At 49.5% G+C, this 20,219-nt stretch carries 20 protein-coding genes and 1 tRNA gene; 10 read left to right on the forward strand and 11 right to left on the reverse strand.

Annotated features, from left to right (window positions below):
• Nucleotides 1-262: 262 nt before the first annotated feature.
• Both JHJ32_RS16900 and JHJ32_RS16905 read left to right on the forward strand, forming a co-directional pair.
• Nucleotides 263-1,519, forward strand: coding sequence for an MFS transporter (locus JHJ32_RS16900; RefSeq protein ID WP_200121753.1), 1,257 nt, complete (start codon nucleotides 263-265; stop codon nucleotides 1,517-1,519).
• Nucleotides 1,520-1,585: 66 nt separating this feature from the next.
• Nucleotides 1,586-1,963: an HU family DNA-binding protein gene (locus tag JHJ32_RS16905; protein WP_079715615.1), complete on the forward strand. Its 378-nt coding sequence runs from the start codon at nucleotides 1,586-1,588 to the stop codon at nucleotides 1,961-1,963.
• A gap of 141 nt (nucleotides 1,964-2,104) precedes the next feature.
• Here the strand turns inward: JHJ32_RS16905 and JHJ32_RS16910 are convergent, their stop codons facing one another.
• From JHJ32_RS16910 to JHJ32_RS16920, 3 genes are read right to left on the reverse strand one after another with little or no spacing between them, the layout of a single operon-like run.
• On the reverse strand, nucleotides 2,105-2,788 hold the full coding sequence (locus JHJ32_RS16910; protein ID WP_079715614.1) for an ATP-binding cassette domain-containing protein: 684 nt from the start codon (nucleotides 2,786-2,788) through the stop codon (nucleotides 2,105-2,107).
• On the reverse strand, nucleotides 2,785-3,732 hold the full coding sequence (locus JHJ32_RS16915; RefSeq protein ID WP_200121754.1) for a hypothetical protein: 948 nt from the start codon (nucleotides 3,730-3,732) through the stop codon (nucleotides 2,785-2,787). Before JHJ32_RS16915 ends, JHJ32_RS16910 begins: the two co-directional genes overlap by 4 nt.
• A complete protein-coding gene (locus tag JHJ32_RS16920) occupies nucleotides 3,708-4,289 on the reverse strand; it encodes a TIGR00730 family Rossman fold protein (protein WP_176146095.1) in 582 nt (193 codons plus the stop codon). The genes JHJ32_RS16915 and JHJ32_RS16920 overlap by 25 nt, the downstream gene beginning before the upstream one ends.
• A 100-nt stretch (nucleotides 4,290-4,389) precedes the next feature.
• On the opposite strand from JHJ32_RS16920, the gene JHJ32_RS16925 reads away from it, so the two are divergent.
• Nucleotides 4,390-4,905, forward strand: a complete 516-nt coding sequence (locus tag JHJ32_RS16925; protein ID WP_200121755.1) for an SRPBCC family protein — start codon at nucleotides 4,390-4,392, stop codon at nucleotides 4,903-4,905.
• A 2-nt stretch (nucleotides 4,906-4,907) separates the two neighbouring features.
• Here JHJ32_RS16925 and JHJ32_RS16930 read toward each other — a convergent pair whose 3' ends face one another.
• The 4 genes from JHJ32_RS16930 to JHJ32_RS16945 all read right to left on the reverse strand — a co-directional run bounded on the left by JHJ32_RS16930 (nucleotide 4,908) and on the right by JHJ32_RS16945 (nucleotide 8,403).
• Nucleotides 4,908-6,065, reverse strand: coding sequence for an MFS transporter (locus tag JHJ32_RS16930; RefSeq protein ID WP_200121756.1), 1,158 nt, complete (start codon nucleotides 6,063-6,065; stop codon nucleotides 4,908-4,910).
• Between the two features lie 47 nt (nucleotides 6,066-6,112).
• Nucleotides 6,113-6,904 (reverse strand): Cof-type HAD-IIB family hydrolase, encoded by a 792-nt coding sequence (locus JHJ32_RS16935; RefSeq protein ID WP_200121757.1) that lies wholly within the window; start codon nucleotides 6,902-6,904, stop codon nucleotides 6,113-6,115.
• A 70-nt stretch (nucleotides 6,905-6,974) separates the two neighbouring features.
• Nucleotides 6,975-7,517 (reverse strand): NUDIX hydrolase, encoded by a 543-nt coding sequence (locus JHJ32_RS16940; protein ID WP_079715608.1) that lies wholly within the window; start codon nucleotides 7,515-7,517, stop codon nucleotides 6,975-6,977.
• 10 nt (nucleotides 7,518-7,527) lie between these two features.
• A complete protein-coding gene (locus tag JHJ32_RS16945) occupies nucleotides 7,528-8,403 on the reverse strand; it encodes an aldose 1-epimerase family protein (RefSeq protein WP_200121758.1) in 876 nt (291 codons plus the stop codon).
• 61 nt (nucleotides 8,404-8,464) lie between these two features.
• Here JHJ32_RS16945 and JHJ32_RS16950 point away from each other — a divergent pair, with 61 nt between their 5' ends.
• From JHJ32_RS16950 to JHJ32_RS16970, 5 genes are all read left to right on the forward strand, one after another.
• The gene (locus JHJ32_RS16950) at nucleotides 8,465-9,427 is read left to right on the forward strand and encodes a bile acid:sodium symporter family protein (protein WP_200121759.1); all 963 of its coding nucleotides are present in this window, start codon (nucleotides 8,465-8,467) and stop codon (nucleotides 9,425-9,427) included.
• Nucleotides 9,428-9,633: 206 nt separating this feature from the next.
• The gene (locus tag JHJ32_RS16955; protein WP_079715605.1) at nucleotides 9,634-10,581 is read left to right on the forward strand and encodes an aldo/keto reductase; all 948 of its coding nucleotides are present in this window, start codon (nucleotides 9,634-9,636) and stop codon (nucleotides 10,579-10,581) included.
• The gene (locus JHJ32_RS16960) at nucleotides 10,578-11,714 is read left to right on the forward strand and encodes an aldo/keto reductase (protein WP_079715604.1); all 1,137 of its coding nucleotides are present in this window, start codon (nucleotides 10,578-10,580) and stop codon (nucleotides 11,712-11,714) included. Before JHJ32_RS16955 ends, JHJ32_RS16960 begins: the two co-directional genes overlap by 4 nt.
• A gap of 31 nt (nucleotides 11,715-11,745) precedes the next feature.
• Nucleotides 11,746-12,249 (forward strand): cupin domain-containing protein, encoded by a 504-nt coding sequence (locus tag JHJ32_RS16965; protein WP_200121760.1) that lies wholly within the window; start codon nucleotides 11,746-11,748, stop codon nucleotides 12,247-12,249.
• A gap of 10 nt (nucleotides 12,250-12,259) precedes the next feature.
• Nucleotides 12,260-13,390: an SMP-30/gluconolactonase/LRE family protein gene (locus tag JHJ32_RS16970; RefSeq protein WP_233632716.1), complete on the forward strand. Its 1,131-nt coding sequence runs from the start codon at nucleotides 12,260-12,262 to the stop codon at nucleotides 13,388-13,390.
• A gap of 1 nt (nucleotide 13,391) precedes the next feature.
• Here JHJ32_RS16970 and nfi read toward each other — a convergent pair whose 3' ends face one another.
• Nucleotides 13,392-14,072 carry a deoxyribonuclease V gene (gene nfi / locus JHJ32_RS16975; protein WP_079715602.1) on the reverse strand — a complete coding sequence of 227 codons (681 nt, stop codon included), beginning with the start codon at nucleotides 14,070-14,072 and terminating at the stop codon, nucleotides 13,392-13,394.
• Nucleotides 14,073-14,183: 111 nt separating this feature from the next.
• On the opposite strand from nfi, the gene JHJ32_RS16980 reads away from it, so the two are divergent.
• Both JHJ32_RS16980 and JHJ32_RS16985 read left to right on the forward strand, forming a co-directional pair.
• Nucleotides 14,184-16,748, forward strand: a complete 2,565-nt coding sequence (locus JHJ32_RS16980; RefSeq protein WP_200121761.1) for a cation-translocating P-type ATPase — start codon at nucleotides 14,184-14,186, stop codon at nucleotides 16,746-16,748.
• 45 nt (nucleotides 16,749-16,793) lie between these two features.
• Nucleotides 16,794-17,573: a copper resistance protein NlpE N-terminal domain-containing protein gene (locus JHJ32_RS16985; protein WP_200121762.1), complete on the forward strand. Its 780-nt coding sequence runs from the start codon at nucleotides 16,794-16,796 to the stop codon at nucleotides 17,571-17,573.
• A gap of 74 nt (nucleotides 17,574-17,647) precedes the next feature.
• Here the strand turns inward: JHJ32_RS16985 and tig are convergent, their stop codons facing one another.
• The 3 genes from tig to JHJ32_RS17000 all read right to left on the reverse strand — a co-directional run bounded on the left by tig (nucleotide 17,648) and on the right by JHJ32_RS17000 (nucleotide 20,219).
• On the reverse strand, nucleotides 17,648-18,994 hold the full coding sequence (gene tig, locus JHJ32_RS16990; protein ID WP_200121763.1) for a trigger factor: 1,347 nt from the start codon (nucleotides 18,992-18,994) through the stop codon (nucleotides 17,648-17,650).
• Between the two features lie 84 nt (nucleotides 18,995-19,078).
• A tRNA-Leu gene (locus JHJ32_RS16995) sits at nucleotides 19,079-19,160 on the reverse strand.
• A gap of 114 nt (nucleotides 19,161-19,274) precedes the next feature.
• Nucleotides 19,275-20,219, reverse strand: coding sequence for an MlaD family protein (locus tag JHJ32_RS17000; RefSeq protein ID WP_079715598.1), 945 nt, complete (start codon nucleotides 20,217-20,219; stop codon nucleotides 19,275-19,277).

Here is a 20,219-nt window from a genome sequence, read left to right on the forward strand (position 1 = left end):
AACTATGCTTAATATGCAATACGGTTATTTTGCATATAAAATCAAAATTATCTAAGTTTGTCCCGCAATAAACACAAACACGTTCGATGAGACTCGTAAGCACCCAAATTGCCTTTGTCTATCGGGACAGGGCTTAAGTCCGGACGGCATGCCGTCTGGCTTTAGTTACTTTTTCAGGTTGCCCCCTGAAACATTTTCTCCATTTTTTACGTCTTAGTTTAACCATCTTTTTCCTTAAAGGAGAACGATTTATTTAATCATCATGCAACACTCGTGGAAACGAACTTTTGCCATCATTTGGAGTGGCCAATTTATATCACTTTTAAGCAGTTCAGCTGTCAATTTTGCCATCATCATTTGGCTTAGCCTGGAGACTGGATCGGCCGAGGTCCTCGCCTACGCAGCTATCGCAGCCATACTTCCCCAGACCCTTATTGGGCCATTTGCCGGTGTATACATCGATCGTTGGGATCGTAAACGGACAATGATAGCGGCGGATGGATTCATTGCCTTATGTACATTGGCCATGTCCGTACTTTTCTACATCGGTTATTCCGAGCTTATTTTTATCTATATCTTGTTGGCCTTACGATCGGTCGGATCGGCCTTCCATATGCCGGCCATGCAAGCGTCCGTACCGTTGCTGGCACCAGAATCCGAGTTGCTACGTATCGGCGGCATCAACCAGATGATCCAGTCTGTCTCCAATATCGGCGGACCGGCACTGGGCGCGTTAGCCATTGGTTTGATGGACATCGGCTATGTCTTGCTGCTGGACATCATTGGTGCAGTAGTAGCTATCTCATCACTCCTACTGGTACATATTCCCAATCCTCAAAAAATGTCGGAGCAACAGGCTGGTGCAAAACAAGTCCTGCGCGACTTCAAATTGGGCATCGACGCTGTAAGCTCAAACAAGGGGATTTCCTGGCTCTTTCTATTTTCCGTATTGGCGATGTTTTGCATCATGCCGGTGGCGGTGTTATTCCCCTTGCTCACCTTGCAGCATTTCGGCGGTGGAAAATTTGAAATGAGCCTGATTGAAGTGGTCTGGGGCGTAGGCATGTTGGTCGGCGGTGGACTACTCGGCATTTTCAAACCCTCGCTGAATAAGGTGGTCATCATCAACAGCACCTATGTCGTCTTGGGGATCACACTGGGTGCTTCGGGTTTAATCCCCGGGAACGGGTTTGTTTTCTTTGTCGGGCTGACCGTTATCGGAGGCATTTCGGCCGCCATCAATAACGCCAGTTTCACGACCATACTACAGGAAAAAATCGATCCGGCGATGCTCGGCCGCGTATTTTCGATGTACTTCAGCATCGCACTGCTGCCATCCATGATTGGCCTGTTAAGCACCGGTTTCATCGCTGACAGCATCGGCATCACGCTTACGTTTGTCATTTTGGGCAGCGCTGTTGGGGTTGTCGGCATCGCCTCATTTTTTGTGCCCGTATTGATGAAATTGGGCGTCAAAGCGAATCAAAGCGTCGAAGAAACGGCACAGGAAACAATTTGACAGCAAAAAGTGCGAATATTAAATCGTGATGTGTATATTGGAACAGAAAAACTCATACAAACGCCTATGTCCGTAAAATACATCACCGTCAAACAACACAATTTTAAAGACCCCGGCAAACCGCGGTATATTGCGCAATGCAAAAGCCGCGGGCATGTCGACATCCATGACATCAGCAGTAATTTATCGCATGCCTCTACGTTGAATGCGGCAGACGTCGTTGCCGTTATCGAAGGTCTTACCCATGCAATCAGCCAAGCACTATCCGATGGGTATATCATTAAGCTGGGCGATTTTGGCTCCTTCTATCTATCGCTGGATGCTGAAGCCCAAGACACGCCGAAAGCTGTGAATGCCAATTCGATTAAAGGATGCAAAATTTACTTCAGGCCGGGAAAACAGTTGGTTAAGAAGCTTACGAACACAACGTATTCAACGAAGTAGGATAACGACCGGCTTCAGTCGGGAAAAGGCGGGCGCCTTTTGCCTCAAAGCCGGGCGCCTTTTCAATAAAAGCCGGGCGCCTTTCGATTGAAAGGCGCTCGGCTTTTCAGCGAGTCACCGAAGTCCCTTATAGGAGCGATTTCAACCCAGAGGCAAAGCATCCAGCTTGTTCCCCACCGCAAAATCGGTCATCGCTTGCTCTAACCGATTGAAATCAGCTTTTTCTACTGTTTTCGCCATCTTACCGCTATCCAACACATGGATGACATCGCAAGTATCTTTCAATGTCGAGAAAATATGCGAGGAGATAAGAATCACTTTTCCGCTTGCACGCAGGCGGTGGATAATCTCGGTAATCAGCAACGCGCTATGGATATCAACCCCATTGTAAGGCTCGTCCAGAATAAAAACGTCATTCGGTTGCAAAAGGATAGCCTGCAAGGCCAGTTTTTTCTTCATGCCGGTGGAGTATTGCTGTGCATACCGGTCAAGCGGCAGGTCAAATACATTCCGGGCATCCAAGTCACCATCGGGTACGCCACGTGCCTTGCAGCATAAACGAAGGTACTCCCTGCCGGTCATCCTCGACAGCATGAACGGCTCTGTTTGCAGAAAACCGAGCCGGTCCTTCAGCCGTCCGCCTTCGGTGGTCACCGTACCACCGTGGGCTTCCAAGCCAGCCAAACAATTGAATAACGTTGTCTTGCCTGCTCCATTCTGCCCCACGATGCCGTAAACATGTCCACCAACGAAATCCAAATCGATGCCGGCGAGCACCGGATTAACCCCAAACGACTTGGTTAGTTGTCGTACTTGAACGTTCATAAGATGCGTAATATATTATTTTCTGCCCTCCGATAAAAATATGGTATGGTCACTAGCAATAGCGGCGGCAGTACCAAGGAAAGCGCCATCACCATACCTTGAAGTAAATTGACGCTCCCCGGAAAGGCCGCATACTTGGCCAGCACAGCCAGTACAAGGTAGCCACAACCCACCACCAACACAAGTAATATAGCTAACCAGTTGTCGGAGAAGTATATCATTGTCGCCACCGCCATAGGGAATACCAACAGGGAGACCTGTTTCAGCGCCGTTTTAATTTTCAGTTTCAAAAACGCATGTGGACCCAATGGGTATATCCACGCATAAAACAGGGGCTCACTCCGCCCATAATAACTGGCGCAGATCAATACCATCAGGACGATCGTGGCGGCGCTTAGGTTTTCATTGTTTACATAAATAGCTATAACTAACAGCAAATAAACCAATAATACCCAAAATATGGACGCTCTGAAGCCTATAGCAAACTCAAAGGGCTCACGTGAAAAAGGCGTGCGCAACACCCGCAAGCCTGAGTTTGCCGTCCGGACGAAAACGGCCAAGACAGCCAAGACCAACGCACCCCATGCAAACCATACAGCTCCTTCATAAAACAAAAAAAAGGCAAAAGGCAGTATTGTCACCGTATTCTCAAGGAAACGGAGACAGAAATAAGCTTGGCGACCAAACAGCTGCTGCAGAAAGCGTTGACGCGCCACATCACACCACTGCAACAGCACCACACCCGCAACTCCCACATAAATCCACGGCGCATGTAACGTCCGCTGAAAAAGCGCCGCAGAGGCGGCGACAAATAGAATCGGCAGGCTTATGTACACAAACAACGGGTATATCCCCCAGTCGCTGATGGTGCGATGCATTCTTTTAGCCTGTAAGCAGAAAAAATAAGGGATCACATCCATCACGTGGTTTCTTTCGTTATCCATTTAGACACCGCAGGTGGCCGGTAATTACTCATTTGCTCAAGTAATTTGTGTATATCATTATGACACAATAGCATATGTCGATTAATTTCTTTTAGGAATCCCTTGTCTACCATACTTTGCACGAGCGCAATCAACTCATCATAGAAGCCATTGATATTAAACAATCCCATTGGTTTATGATGAAGGCCCAACTGCCCCCAAGTGAGCATCTCAAAGAGCTCCTCCATGGTACCAAAGCCCCCGGGTAGGGCGATGACGCCATCGCTAAGCTGGTTCATCTTCGTTTTGCGCTCATGCATGGTATCAACAAGTATCAGCTCAGTCAAACCGTCATGCGCTACTTCTTTGGTTTGCAGGAAATACGGCAAAACACCAACCACACGGCCGCCATGCTGGAGTGCACCACTGGCCACAGCCCCCATCAGGCCCACCTTGGCACCGCCATAGACCAACCCTATTTCTGACTCAGCCAGTGTCTTACCAAGCTGATAGGCTTGGTCTTCATAAATACTATCGGTTCCCATACTCGAACCGCAGAAAACGACGATGTTTTTCATTTGCTTCAAATCCATCTTTGCAAAAAGACGACATTTTGGTCGTTAGCCCAAAAAAAATGACGTAATTTTACGATGTATTGCTGAAAACGCCAGCCAGCACATGAGGATAACAACAAGCATACCAGGCGAAATTAGTGCCAACACCATGACGACCATTATAAAAACAATTGAAGTAACAATACCGATAAAAACAGCATTCGATCTGTTTGTCAATAAATTAACATTATGGTGGCCGCAAGAGTACACGTGGTCCAAAGATAAACTGGTGGAATTGGTAATCGACCCGATACCACATGGTTTATGCACGGAAATCGGTCCAAATGGATTCCGATGTGATTGGGGTACGGTAATGGAAGTCGAGCAGGGCAAACGCTTCGCTTTCAAATGGCAAATTAGCGCATCGCGCGTACCTGAACCGGATGCCAACAAAGCCAGTGAAGTTTACATATTGTTCGAACAGCCAGCACCGGGCGCCACGCGTATACAACTAACGCACGGCAAATTCGAAAACCATGGGAATAACTATACCGCATACCGGGATGCGATGGCGTCCGAACAGGGATGGCCATATATCCTATCGGCTTTTGCGAGTTACGCGGCAAAGAGCGCGCACTGATATCAAAGCCGACCGTACTTGCGCATGACCAAGATATACAAGGCAAAGAGCGCGCCCACAGTCGCCATCAGCACGCCAACCAATAGCGGCGAGTGATACCCTAACCCCCAAACGATAGGTAAACCACCCAGGTAAGCACCAAGCGTATTGCCCAGGTTAAAGCTTGCCTGCCCACCCGCTGCAGCGAGTGTTTCTGCATGCTTTGCCGAATTAATCAGCATCATTTGAAGGGGTGAGCCATTCGAAAAAGAAATCATCCCGGTAATGAATGCCATCGGATAGGCAAACGCATTGATATGTGCCGTAAAATAGACAACGAGAAGACATACGGCCATGCTGGCAAAGGATAGGATGACCGCTTTATTGGGCGTAACGGTATCGGCAAGTTTTCCGCCGATAAGGTTGCCCACCACCATTCCCAACCCAACGACCACCATGACAAACGACACCTGATCCTCCTGTACCTTTGCTACTTCCGTCATCAGCGGTGCGATATAACTGATCCACGCAAACAGCCCGCCCGTGCCGATGGATATCATAGCCATCATCAGCCATGCGGTCTTTGTCTTGAAATAATGGAATTGTTGAGAAACCCCTCCCTGCAAATGAGACTTAATGGCGGGTAACCAAACGTATAAAGCCGCCAACGTGGCAACACCGCACAAGGTTACGAACACATACGTATATCGCCATGAATAATGGTGGCCAATATAGGTCCCAAGTGGCACCCCCAGCAGGTTGGCAATGGTCATTCCAGTAAACATGATGGATATAGCCTGGGCCTCCTTACCCCTACTGGCTAACGACGCAGCCACAACCGAACCAACTCCGAAAAAAGCACCATGCGGCAACCCCGACATGAAGCGGGCAATCAGCAAGGTATGATAACCCGGTACAAGGGCAAACAACCCATTGAACAACACGAACAATCCCATTAAAAACAGCAATGCCTTTTTGGGTGGATACGCTGCCAACGCCATGACCAATGTGGGCGCACCGACGACCACGCCGAAAGCATACAAAGCGATAAAATAGCCGGCCGTAGGAATGTCTATTGATAAATCCGCAGCGACATCGGGCAGCACGCCCATCATGGAAAACTCCGTCATACCGATGGCAAATGAACCAAATGCCAGCGAAATCAAACTTTTTTTAAGCACAGGAAGGAATTAAGGCGGCAAAAATAACGATTCGTACGATTAGTACGTTAAATGATTTCATACCGTTTGAGCGCATTCCAAATACCATCCTCCTCGGTCGTCCCCGTCACGTAATCGGCAGCGACTTTTACATGGTCTCCGGCATTGGCCATTGCCACGCCCACGCCGGCGGTGCGCAGCATTTGAATATCATTTCCTCCGTCACCGAAAGCCATGGTCCGTCCGGCCGAGAGGCCATACCTGGCAAAAAATTGTTCCATACCGATTTTTTTGCTGATCCCGCGGGCATTGACATCGATAAAGACGGGGCACCACCTGCTCGACTCGCAGTTTTTCAATACATGGTTGATGATGTGGGATTCCTTGTCTTCGTCTACAAACAGGTTGAGCTGGAGCACCTCGTTGTTCAATGCCTCGGTAAACGGCTCCGGGCGGGGCACTTCCAACTTAAGCAACTCGAAAATCGCCGTCACGTCGTCCGTGATGTCACTGATGAATGACCCTTCGGTTGTCATCACCCCTACCGGGAAATTATCTACCGTGCTTAAGTGATTATGCAATATACGAATGTCATCGGCATCGATGGTATGCCGAAAGAAAGGCTGCCCCTGACCATCTACACAATAACTTCCGTTAAATGTGATGAACCCGTCAAACCCATAAGGCGCCAAAAATTGCGCATGCTCATACGAGCGGCCGGTGGAAACAATAATTTTGACCCCCTTTGCTTTCAAGATAGCCAAGGCTTCTATGGTGGAGTCCGGAATGGCCTTGCTTTTCAGCCCAAGGAGTGTGCCGTCGATATCAAAAAAGACAGCTTGGACTTTTGGATGTGACATGGCGCAAATGTCGTGATTCCTTTCGTCACTTGCAATCCCGCCAACGAAGAAATGACCAGAAAATGGCGTTTTATACCCCCATCATCCGGGCAGCCATCAGTATTGCGCACATAGAAATCGAGTCGGTAATCTCCGAGCGCATAACCATCGCTACCGCCTCCGTCAACGCGACTCTCCGCACCTGGAGCTGCTCGGTTTCTTCCGGCTCCGCATCGCCCTGTGTCAGCCCTTGCGCGAGGAAGATAAAGCCTTCTTCGTCGGTGACCGAATTGGAGGTGTGGATACGGCCGATGCGTTGCCAGTTTTCTGCTACCAGCCCTGTTTCTTCCTTTAACTCCCTTTGGGCAGCAGCCAACGGGTCTTCTACCAGCGGTCCCCCTCCTTCCGGGATTTCCCAGGAATATTCACCCAGGGTATACCGGTATTGGCCTACCAGATAGGTAAACCCGTCATCATCCACCGGCACAATACCGATGGCTTTATTTTTGAATTTCACCACACCGTAAATACCGGGCTTACCGGCAGGTGTAATCACGTCATGATGTTCCACCTGAACCCATGGATTTTCGTAAACCGTATGGCTTTGGATGGTCTCCCAGTTATTGGCTCCCATATGACTATCGTTAAAAACAAGTGACTGCCCAGCTGCGGCTCCAGTTGTCTCCCCCGCTCAGGTGTTGCATACCTTCCTTTTCTTCCAGTTGCTGGTTGTGCCCTATATGGTCGGCAATGCCACACCAAGGCTCTAAACACACAAAATCTGCGCCTTTCGCCGCCCAAATACCGAAATAAGGAAAACCGTCGTGATGGAATAGGATACCTCGGTCATTTATCACATTGCCCAAGGTAATGGTGTTACTTTGCAACGTCTTCAATACCAGCGCATCTGCATAAAACAATTCATATCGCAGCGGCAGCCGATGCCGTTTGTCAAGCAGGATGGTCTCCTTACGTTCCGAAATCAGGTTACCTTCGAGTTTGTGGCACAATAATGCATCGTCATCCGGAAATTCAAGAAAGTAATCCGTATACGCCGGTCCGCCGTTTTCTGCCAAGGCCGAAAATGCCGGATGTCCACCTATGGAAAAAAACAGCGGTTGGCTGTCCGATGGATTGTGAACCTCATAACGACAGGTGAGCGCGTGCCCGTCAAGCCGGTAGCGCAGCATCAGTTGAAAAGCAAACGGATAAACGGTGCGTGTTTCTTCGCTGTCAGTCAGCGTAAAGACCGCTTCCGTAGGCGATAAGAGCTTCCCGTCAAATGACTTTTCTCGAGCAAATCCATGGCGCGGCAATCGGTAGGCACGGCCCCTGTAGTAATACGTATCATCTTTCAGCGCACCCACGATGGGGAAAAGCACCGGACTGGTCTTTGCCCAATACCGCGGATTGGCGTTCCACAGGTATTCGTGATTATCGTGCTGTCTCTTCAAGCTTTTGAGCTCAGCACCGATCGGGCTTATCGTGGCCTGCAGCCATTCGTTGGCTATGGTAATCATTGCGGTATAACGTGTATCTCACCACAAACATACATAAAATCTGTATCTTCGCTGTACCATTATGAAACTTGATAAGTTTGTCATTGCCATCATCGCCAGCATTCTGCTCGCTTATTTTTTCCCGCAGCCGGGGAGTTCGCAAAGCCCGATACCGCTTGATAGGATATCATCCTTTGGCATTTCGCTGATTTTTTTGTTTTATGGTTTGAAATTGAGCACTTCCGAGTTGCTACGTGGCCTCCGCAACTGGCGATTGCACCTGCTGGTGCAGGGAACAACCTTTATACTCTTCCCATTGCTTGTGCTATTGGCTTTTCCCTTCGTTCATGGCGAAAAGCAGCAGACGATATGGTTGTCATTTCTTTTCCTCGCAGCCTTACCATCCACGGTGTCGTCATCAGTCGTAATGGTCGTGATGGCCCGCGGCAATATACCCGCTGCCATATTCAACGCCAGTATTTCAGGCATTATCGGTATTGCCGTCACGCCGTTATGGATGGCGCCTTTTCTTCAGCAACACGCCGCTGTGGATACAGGAGATATCTACTTGAGCCTGCTCCTCGGTATTATGCTTCCGCTTGCCATCGGCTTGACGCTACGCCCCTGGCTAAGCGACTTTGCCCGACGCAACACCAAAAACCTCAGCTTATTTGACAAAACCATTATCTTGCTCATCATCTACAAAAGCTTTGCTCACTCCTTTGAAGCGCACATATTCAGCAGCATGGAATGGTTGGATATCGGCGTTATTTCCGCCTTGGTCATTGCACTGTTTTACCTGGTCTATGGCCTAACGGGATTCTTTGCTCGCCGCATGGGACTTGACATTGCGGATCGCATCACGGTACAATTCTGCGGCACCAAAAAATCGCTCGTACATGGCACGGTGTTTTCCAACGCACTGTTTGGCCAAACCGCCGCCGTAGGCCTCATGCTCCTGCCGTTGATGATTTTCCATGCCTTGCAGATCCTTCTCGTCAGCATCATTGCCACCCGATTGAGTACACGTACAACAAATACCTGACAAGGCCTTTCGGCCACCTATGGACGGCACCTCATACCCAGACGCGGCAACCGACGTATTTTTACAGAATGATGGCTTTTATTTAGCCGTTTAGTCCTTTAAAGGCGCTAATTTGCGTGCAGCAACGGAACACCGGCTAACCACAAATCGGTTACTTTCGGCGTACCGGAAAACAAAAAGTCATAAACAACGTAAATTAAAAAGATATGGAAAAAGTAAAAATAGGCACATCGGATCTGGAGGTAGCGCCCATCAACCTGGGCGGCAATGTATTTGGATGGACGTTGGATGAAACCGGGTCTTTCGATATATTGGACGCCTTCATCGAAGGCGGATTCAACTTTATCGATACCGCAGACACTTATGCCTGGTGGGTCAACGGCACGGGCGGACAATCAGAAACCATCATCGGCAACTGGCTCAAAAGCCGGGGCAACCGCGATAAGGTAGTGATCGCAACAAAAGTGGGTTCGGAAACTCAGGCACACCCATCTGATATCAGCAAGCGACATATCCTGAAATCCGTAGACGAATCACTACAGCGATTGCAAAGCGATTACATCGACTTATATTATACGCATTTCGATGACAACAAAACGCCTGTTGAAGAAACACTTTCGGCCTATGAAGAAGTCATTAGAGCGGGAAAAGTGCGTTATGTCGCCGCTTCCAACGTTTCTCCTGCACGGCTGGAGGAATCTTTTACCGCGGCGGAAACGCATGGGCTCCCCCGCTATGTGGCGTTACAGCCGCATTACAACCTCTTGGAGCGTGCGGGCTACGAAACCGACTATGCGCCATTGGTTGAAAAATATGGGCTTACGGTGTTCCCCTACTGGGCGCTAGCGGCAGGATTCCTTACGGGAAAATACCGCAGTGAAGCCGATCTCAACAAGAGCGTCCGTGGGGGCGGTGCGAAAAAATACCTGAATGAAAAAGGATTAGCTGTACTTGACGCACTGGATAAGGTGGCGGCCAAACACCAATCGACGCCAGCTACCGTGTCATTAGCCTGGCTGCTCGCCCAGCCGCATATTGGCGCGCCAATCGTCAGCGCCACCAGCAAGCAACAGCTCGCAACTATTTTCGATGCTGCGAAGCTGACACTTGACAGCGAAGACCTCGAAGAACTAGACAACGTTAGCAAACCATGACGACTACCCGACGACAATTTATCCAACAGGCTGCGGCAATAGCAGGCAGTGCCGGCATGGCCTCATTCCATGCCCAAGTTGCCGCAAGCCCTGCCCATCAACAAACCCTATCTGTAAGACAGCAAACAATGAGCAATTCATCAAATGTATTCCAATTTCCACAAAATTTTGGATTGGGCGGCGTGGCGGCCGGCAACGGCTGGCAGGCCCACACCAACGAGCAAATCAATCAGACATTGGACGCTGCGTGGGACGCCGGTGTCAGGTATTTTGACACGTCGCCATTCTATGGATACGGCTTAAGCGAGCGCCGTTTCGGGCATTTCCTGTTTGAGAAAGACCGATCGGAGTATGTGCTATCCACCAAAATTGGCCGAATATTCGAGGCCGACCCGAAGTTTGCACCCGGGTCGGCCGGCCTCTGGAAAGGACGCCTCAATTTTAAATTCCGGTATGATTATACGGCAGACGGCGTAAAGCGATCCATTGAGGACAGCTTACAGCGGCTGGGTCTGTCATCTATCGATGTAGTATTTGTACACGACTTGTCTCCGGACAACGGCGACTTGGGTGATCGGTGGACGGAACAATTCGATATCGCCGCAAAAGGGGCTTTTCCGGCGTTGGCACAGCTGCGTGAAGAGGGCATCATCAAGGCTTGGGGACTGGGAGTAAACAGGCCACAACCCATCCTGAAAGCACTGGAAGTGGCCGATCCGGACGTCATGCTGGTGGCTATCCAATATACATTGTTCGAACACGAAGATGCCTTAACGAACTTGTTTCCCGCGATGGCCGAGAAAAACGTGAAGGCTGTCATCGGTGGCCCGCTTAATGGTGGCTTTGCCGCGGGCTTGGATCGCTGGAACTACGGCCCCGGTTTGCCACAAGAAATGGTAGACAAACGAAAACGGATAAAAGCGATAGCCGACCAATATAATGTAAGCGTGTCTACCGTGGCGCTGCAGTTTGCAGCGCAGCATCCGGTAGTGGGCGCGGTCATCCCGGGGGCCAGCCGCCCGGAACAGGTGCAGGAAAATGTCAGGTCATTCCACACCGACGTACCGGCAGCACTGTGGAAGGCGCTAAAAGACGAACGTCTCATTCATCCTGACAGTCCTGCAGGGACATAAGGAGAAATAACTATTTCAATAGTAAGGTTTTATGATTGGCATCGAAAAATACCTATTCAACGATGATGGCCTCATCCCCAATAGTCATTACCCACTGCTGCTATACCGTGCGTGTTTCAAGGCTAGGGGATCTGAAGGGGCCGTCTGGCTTGAAAAGCACTTCAGGCAAAACGACTGGTATAATTCATGGCAAGCCGGCATTTATCCCTTCCATCATTACCACAGCACATCGCATGAAGTACTGGGATGTTTCAGCGGCAACGCGCTACTGCAATTAGGTGGCGAGAAGGGCCGGCAAATGAATGTGCAAGCCGGAGATATCATGATCATTCCGGCAGGTGTTGGGCATAAGTGTATCCGGCACAGTCCGGACTTCATCGTAGTGGGCGCATACCCGGATGGCAAAGATTGGGATCTTCTCCGGGGCGAAGATGGAAAACGGCCGCAAGCAGACCAAAACATGGCGCAGGTGCCTTTACCGAAAACGGATCCTTACTTTGGCATGGAGAATGGACTTTTGACATATTGGAAATAATGAAGATGCTATGATAACCTTCAAGAAATGCGGCCGGGTGGCCATAATCGTTTCGGTATTGGGCGCGATGACCAGCCTGGATGCGACCAGCCAACAACGGCATTATAGTGACAAGCTGATTCCGGTGGTAGACTTAGGTAAGCGCCGCGCCATAGGCGTCAGCGTATCGTCAGACAACCGCCTGTTCGTCTCCTTCCCCAACCAAGGGAAGGACTATCGGTATGGGCTCACCGAAATCGTCAACGGCCAGCCCCTACCCTTTCCCGACAAAGCCTGGAATGCGCATACCGGCGATTCGGCCACCCGTTTCATCAACGTGCAGGACCTGTATGTGGATACCGACGATAACCTCTGGGTGCTGGACTCGAAACCTGCGCCGAAAGGCTCGATATTCGGCGGTCCGAACGGCGCTGCCGCAGCCGAGGGTGCGTTCAAACTGCTAAAAATAAACCTTGCCACCAACCAAGTAGAACGCGTATATACCTTTGACGACCTCGACAAAAGTACATCGGGGCTCAATGATATGCGTATCGACCCGGATAAGAGCTTAGCCTACCTTTCCGACCCCGGCCGCGCCGCTATCGTTGTATTGGACCTTGCATCCGGATCGACACGTACCGTACTCAGTGGCCAACCTTTCACCACGGCCGACCCTCACATCATCCTGACCTACGATGGCAAGGAAATGCGCGACCGGAGCGGCAATCCCTTCCGTTCGAATGTCAACGGCATCGCGCTGACCAAAGACAATCGGTACCTTTACTTCAAGCCAATCAATAAGTTAAACCTTTATCGCATTGAAACCCGATATCTGGCTGATACATCACTAACAGATACCGAACTGGCGACACAGGTGGAAGACATGGGTGAGACTGCCGTAACGCATGGTCTGATAGCTGACAACAAGGGTAATATCTATTTGACCTCTTCCATGGATTACAGCATCAAGTACCTTTCGCCCGACGGTAGGCTGCATACCCTGGTGCAGGATGATCGCCTGCTTTGGCCGGATTCATTTGGCATCGGATCGGACGGATATTTGTATTTTTCATGTGCCCAGCTGCAGCGCGATCCACAATGGAACAATGGCGAGGATAAGGTGGAGTATCCGTATCAAATCTATAAGGTAAAACTGCCTTAAATTATCCGACTCCTTCTGGCAACTCGCCACGCCGGAAGCGGTTGACCAACTCGTGTGCCAGTCGAGTAGGTTCGGGAATCCGGTACTTTCCTATGCATTGCCGGATGATTTGCAGGCTGTTTTCCATGCCAACCAAATGCCCGGGCGAAACAAATACCGGCGCGGTCTTGCTTTTGCTACGAAAGGCATATCCAATTTGCTCGACACCGGCCATGATTGGACTATGATCGCCCACTAATAAACCGGGTTCATGATAGTTACCCGTCAGCAGCTTCTTGGCACAGCCCACACTTGGTTGTCCGGTCTCCACACCGAAGTGGGCGGCAATGCCCAGCCGGCGTGGGTGAGCAATACCATGGCCGTCGACCACGAGCACATCAGGTTTGAGGGTCAACCTTCTCCATGCCTCCACCAATGCAGGCACTTCGCGAAACGCTAAGTATCCAGGCACATATGGAAAGCGGGTTTCCGCCCTGACCAGTGACCACCCCACCGGCTGCAATGCGGGAAACGAGAGTACGATAATGCCTGCATAAATGGTGGTACTATATAGGTTGAGTGAGACATCAGCGCCGCCAATCCATTGAATGGACAGCTCCCTTTCCGATGTATCCACCCGTTCGCGCAATTTGTTCTGCAAAAGGGTGGCCTCAGGAATGCTTAGTGTATCATAGTTTTCCATAACGTCAATTCGCCAAACAAGATACCAATTATCCACGAAACAAACATAATTCGAAGCTTACCGTTACGATTAGTATAAATAGCTATCTTAAAACACCTGTTATCTCATGATATGGCCTCACATTGGCATCAACAAACTGCTAAACAAGCATTGGAAGATTTGGGTTCTTCTCCGGACGGATTACGCCAAGAAGACGTTTCCGCACGGCGAGAACACCACGGCTTCAACAAGTTGGAAGGCGGCAGGCAAAAATCAAAAATTGTGATTTTTGTTTCCCAATTTATGGATGTGATGATTGGCATCCTTGCTGTAGCTGCGGCTATTTCCTTTTTTGTAGGCGAACATACTGATGCGTATGTTATCCTCGGCATTATCCTGGGCAATGCCATTATCGGATATATTCAGGAAAGCCGGGCAGAAGCATCCATCCAAAAACTGCAACAAATGGCGGCGCAGCAAACCACGGTCGTCCGAGGCGGCGCACCAACGGAGATCGAAGCAAGTCAATTGGTTCCAGGCGACGTCGTGCTGCTTGACGCCGGCGATATCGTTCCTGCAGATGGACGGCTACTGGAAATCAGTGCTCTCAAAGTAGACGAGGCCATGCTCACGGGGGAAAGCCACGCTGTGGAAAAACATACCGCCCCGATTACAGGGGCAGAATTATTGCCCGGCGACCGGCTGAATATGGTTTTCAAAGGGACTGTTGTCAGCAATGGATCGGCAAAGATGGTGGTGACCGAAATCGGCATGGCCACGGAAATGGGCAAAATAGCTTCCCTGCTGGAAGGCGGAGCCCAGCAAACCCCGTTGCAACGCCGGCTCCGAAAGTTCAGCAAGCAATTGGTCGTTGTCGTGCTGTTTATCTGTGCAGCGATATTTGCTCATGGCTTATACCGTGGCGAAGAGGTGTTGACCATATTTCTCACGGCATTGTCACTCGCCGTGGCGGCGCTGCCTGAAGCCCTCCCCGCAGTCATCACCATCGCCTTGGCCAACGGTGCCGCCCGGATGGTCAAACAGCAGGCGCTCATCAGACGGCTGCCAGCTGTGGAAACGCTTGGATCGGTAACCTATATCTGCAGCGATAAGACCGGAACACTTACCAAGAATAAAATGACGGTCGAGCGCGTATGGTGTCCGGAAGAAAAGGAATCGCTACTCCTGAATGCATTTTTTTTGAACAACGAAATCCGGTTTGATGAAAGCGGAAAACCATTGGGCGACGCTACAGAAATCGCACTGGTCGCTTATGCGCTTGAAAAGGGAATCGACAAGCAGCAAGCGGAGACCGACTATCCTATTGTAGGTAAAGTGCCTTTCGACTCGGAGCGCATGCGCATGAGCTCGCTCCATCAACTTGACGGCAAATACCTTTTGCTTGTGAAAGGTGCGCCAGGTCAAATCGCTGATACATTGGCTGCCGGCTTCACCGAAAAAAAAGAAGAATGGCTTGACACCAACCGCGAATGGGCCCGCGAAGGACTAAGAGTGCTCTTTTTTGGCTATAAATGGCTGGATAAACAGCCGGAACAATTAACGCCGTCACTGGAAACGGATTTGGATTTTCTGGGTATGGCAGGCATGATTGACCCGCCGCGGGAAGAGGTGGTGGAGGCCATCCAACTGTGCACTACCGCAGGTATCAAGCCAGTGATGATCACGGGTGACCAGCCGCTGACTGCGGTTGCCATTGCCGAGCGTTTGAAGCTTATCACTTCCGACCATGAAAAAGCGCTTACCGGGGCCGAACTCAATAAAATGTCGGACGATGAATTGAAAGACACGGCAAAGCATACGGCTGTTTATGCGCGGGTATCGCCCGAGCAGAAGTTAAAGATAGTGAAGGCCCTACAACAGAACGGCGAGTTTGTGGCCATGACCGGAGACGGCGTGAACGACGCACCTTCTTTGAAACAAGCAGATATCGGTGTAGCCATGGGCATAACCGGAACGGATGTCTCCAAGGAAACGGCAGACATGATTCTGCTCGACGACAACTTCGCGACCATCGTGAAAGCCATTAAGGAAGGGCGCCGCATTTATGACAATATCCGGCGATTCATCCTATATGTACTGTCATGCAACTTGGGCGAGATTCTCGTCATCTTTTTTGCCCCGATTCTGGGACTGGCGATCCCGCTATTGCCTATTCATATCCTTTGGATAAACCTCGTAACGGATGGCTTGCCTGGCTTGGCCCTCGCCTCAGAACCAGCAGAAAACGATGCCATGCGACGGCCGCCGCGGCGGCCGGACGAAAATCTTTTTGCAGGAAGACTGATTCCACGGATAGTGCTCACTGGCTGCCTGATGGCTATTGGAGCCTTTGTGCTGCAATTTGCGGCGACGAATAAGGGGTATGAAACCGTATTGCAGCAGACAATGGTATTCTCCATGTTAAGCTTCGTGCAGTTGGGAAATGCATTGATCGTTAGAAGCTTAAACACCTCGTTGTTCCGGCTTCCCCTTTTTCGAAATCCGTTCCTGATTATGACCATTCTTTTTTCAGTGGGGTTGCAGCTGTTGTTGGTGTATGCGCCAGTCTTGCAGCCGATATTTAAAACCGCAGCCCTGCCTGCTGAAGCCTTGTGGCTGACCGCAGCGGTGTCTGTCTCGTGCGTCGCATGCATCGAAGGCGTGAAGTTGCTGGTTGCTAAAATATCCGGTCGATAAGTCTTTTGGTATACTTTATGCTTTTATTTTTCTAAACAAGCGCTTATGAAACCTATTACAAATTCTACGTGGGCTATTGGTTGCATGGTCATAGCCGCAGTCGTGGCCGGTTCATGCCAAATGAAAAAGACAACCGCCACCCAGCCGCCAGATGCCGCACACAATAGCCGCAACGCGGTGGATTGGAGCGGCACCTATCACGGCACATTGCCGTGCGCAGATTGTCCGGGGATTGATTACACACTAACGTTGAAAACGGACAATTCCTATCTATTGAAAACACAATACCTTGAAAAAGGCGATTCCGTGTTTAGGGAATCGGGGTCATTCAGTTGGGATGAAAGCGGGAGCCGGATTACGCTGGACGAACGGAACGAAAAATTCCAAGTAGGCGAAAACCGCCTGTTTCATCTTGATAGGGATGGCAACCGTATTACGGGCAATCTGGCAGCCCATTATATACTGACCAAACTAACAGATACCTTGATTGGGAGATATTGGAAACTGATTGAACTGGATGGCACTGCGGTCGACGCTGGCACGACACAAAAGGAGCCTTACATCCGGTTAAATCAAGAAAACAATAGATTGGAGGCAAACGGCGGCTGTAATGGTTTGGGCGGAACGTATGAATTGGCCGAGCCCAACCGGATTAAATTTTCCCAGCTCATCGGCACCATGATGGCTTGCGAAAACATGGAGGTGGAAAATGGCTTAAAACGGGTGTTGGAGATGACCGACAGCTACCACCTCCAGAACGACACGCTCCAGCTCTTCCGTGCAAGAATGGCGCCACTGGCGAAATTCGTTGCCGTGGAAAAATAAAAAAAATCTCAAAAAAAGGGGCTGTAGTTTGATACAGCCCCTTTCTAAATGCGTTAGCCGAGAATCTCGGTTACTTAAAGCTCCAAAAACTTGTTGTACTCGATTTCCTTCTTCTCTAATTTGACCACTCCGCGAAGATGATCAAATACTTTAAGCGCTTTTACCTCATCAAATAGCCGGTTTGCCTGCTCTTTGTCGCCAAGTAATTGCACGGCATATTGGGACAATTGCTGGTCAGTGGCTTCCTGTCCGGGGCTATACATTTTGACCTGCGCAGCGATACGCTCCTTTGCGAGTGCCAAGACCTCCTCGTATTTGACTTCCAGTCCGTTTTGGGTAATGATGCGGTTTTCGATAAGCGTCCATTTCAGGTTTTTCAGAAAATCGGCAAACCCTTCCTCCAATTCGTCATCCTTGATCTCCGGATTAGTGGCTTTCAGCCACCTTTTCAGGAATGCTTCCGGAAAATCTACCTTGACGGATTCCAACCCTTTCAGGTACATATCGTTCTGCAATTTTTGTGTGGCGTTCTGCACCAACATACTTTCTACTTCTTCCTTCACTTTCTCCCTGAACTCGGCTTCGGATTTAACCGTTCCTTCACCAAACAGTTTGTTGTAGAAATCTTCCGTCAATTCCGCTTCTTCCAGGCGATTTATATTTTTAACCGTCAGCTTGAATGTACTGGTCGTTAATGCCTCAACATCCTCTTCCTTTACGCCGAGCATGCGGGCGATATCCGCTGCCGATTTAAAAGCTTTTTTCAGATCGATGGTCACCTCATCATCTTTCTTCAATCCCACGAGGGATTTCTTAATTTTTTTATCGTCAACCAAATCGGTTCGTACAGAAGCGGTATTGACAACACCCCCTTCTATTTCTTTCCCTTCAGAGTCTACTTGCTTCAACTCGGCATACAGCACATCTCCGTCTTCAGCTATATCGGGGTTGGTCATCTTGCCATAGCTACGGCGCAGATTCTTGATGCGCGATTCAAGCGTCTCTTCGTCGGCCTTTACGACATATTCCGTAAACGTGGTCTTTTCGTTGAAGGGAACTTCAAACTGCGGCGCTAACCCTATCTCGTAGTGAAAGGAAAACGTATCTTGAAAATCCCAGTTATAATCATTTTTATCATCTTCTTTGGGCAGCGGCTGACCAAGAATCTCCAATTTATTATCGCTGATATATTGGTTAATTTTGTCGCTGACCAACCGATTCACTTCATCAAACAAGAGCGCTTTGCCGTACGTCCGCCGGATGTGGGATACCGGTACCATCCCCGGCCGGAATCCTGGCAGCTTGGCTTTTTTGGCCTGTTCCTTAATAGCTTTGTCTACTTGCGGATTGTAGTCCTCGGGAGTAAGGTCTACGGTGATGACAGCATTGATTTCGTCGATGTTTTCGTGTGAAATGTTCATACTCAATTTTAAGCGTTTATCGCATATATAAAAAATCCCCCCGATGTTTTCGGGAGGATCCCGATATCTTCGGGAGGATTCAAGTGCGGAAGAAGGGACTCGAACCCCCACGCCTTTCGGCGCCAGATCCTAAGTCTGGTGCGGCTACCAATTACGCCACTTCCGCATAGGATTTTTATTTGGACTGCAAAAGTAAGGCTTATTCTTTAAAATGACAAACTTTTTTATTTTTAAACACAACCGGCTCGTTTTCAGCGTGCGAACAGCCTCGCAGTGGCCATTAATCGTTCTTGCGTCCAAATACTGAAAAATGCACATACCTCCCCGGCCGCGCTTTCATATCGGCTATTAATTCCTCCAGATTTTTCGAAGCTTGATTAAGATTGTTGTACAGCTGTTCGTCATTAAGCAACATACCAATAGACCCCTCGCCTTGGTTTATCCGATCAGTGATCGACTGAAAATCGGCCATTGCTCGATTTGCACTGACAATGGTCTGCGCGAAGTCAGCTTTAGCCACTTGATCAGTTATGCTGTCGAGATTGGCCAGTACATGCCCGATGCGCTCGTTATTGTCCTTCAGATTACCCGTAATGGATTCGACGTTGGCGACGATTCGGCTGATGCGATTTCGCTCAGAAACCACCAGACCGTCCAACTGCCCGGTAATTCCCTCAAGGTTTTGAAGCGAATTGGCGATGCTGTTTATACTCCGGTTAAAATCTCGTTGAAAATCCTTGTTGATGGTATTATTAATTGAACTCAATACCGAATCCAATACCGCAACAATATCCTCAGCTTTCTTTTGGATAGGCTCAACCTGCTCCATGATGTTCTTTTGTAAACCCGCTTCCAACTTATCGCCGTCTTTGGCGTATTCCGGGCTGTCGCCCAGTTCAAAAACGATGGCTTTACTTCCCAACAAGTCGGTGCTCGCAAGGCGCGCAACAGTGTTTACCGGAATGGCATAATCCCGCCTGACTTTAAATTCGGTTTTAATTCTACCATCTGCCTGCAACTGCATGGCGGATACGCGCCCTATTTGGTACCCATTTACAAGGATAGGCTTGGATGCGGTCAACCCGTCTACCCGTTCGTATGTTGCGTAAAACGTATTTTCACGACTAAAGACATCGTTGCCCCGCAAAAAACTGTAGCCCAGAACGAGGATGGCTATGGCTACCACAGCCAGTATACCTACTTTGGTTTCGTTTGCAATCTTCAA

Source organism: Parapedobacter sp. ISTM3, from assembly GCF_016533505.1.
GTDB lineage: Bacteria > Bacteroidota > Bacteroidia > Sphingobacteriales > Sphingobacteriaceae > Parapedobacter > Parapedobacter luteus.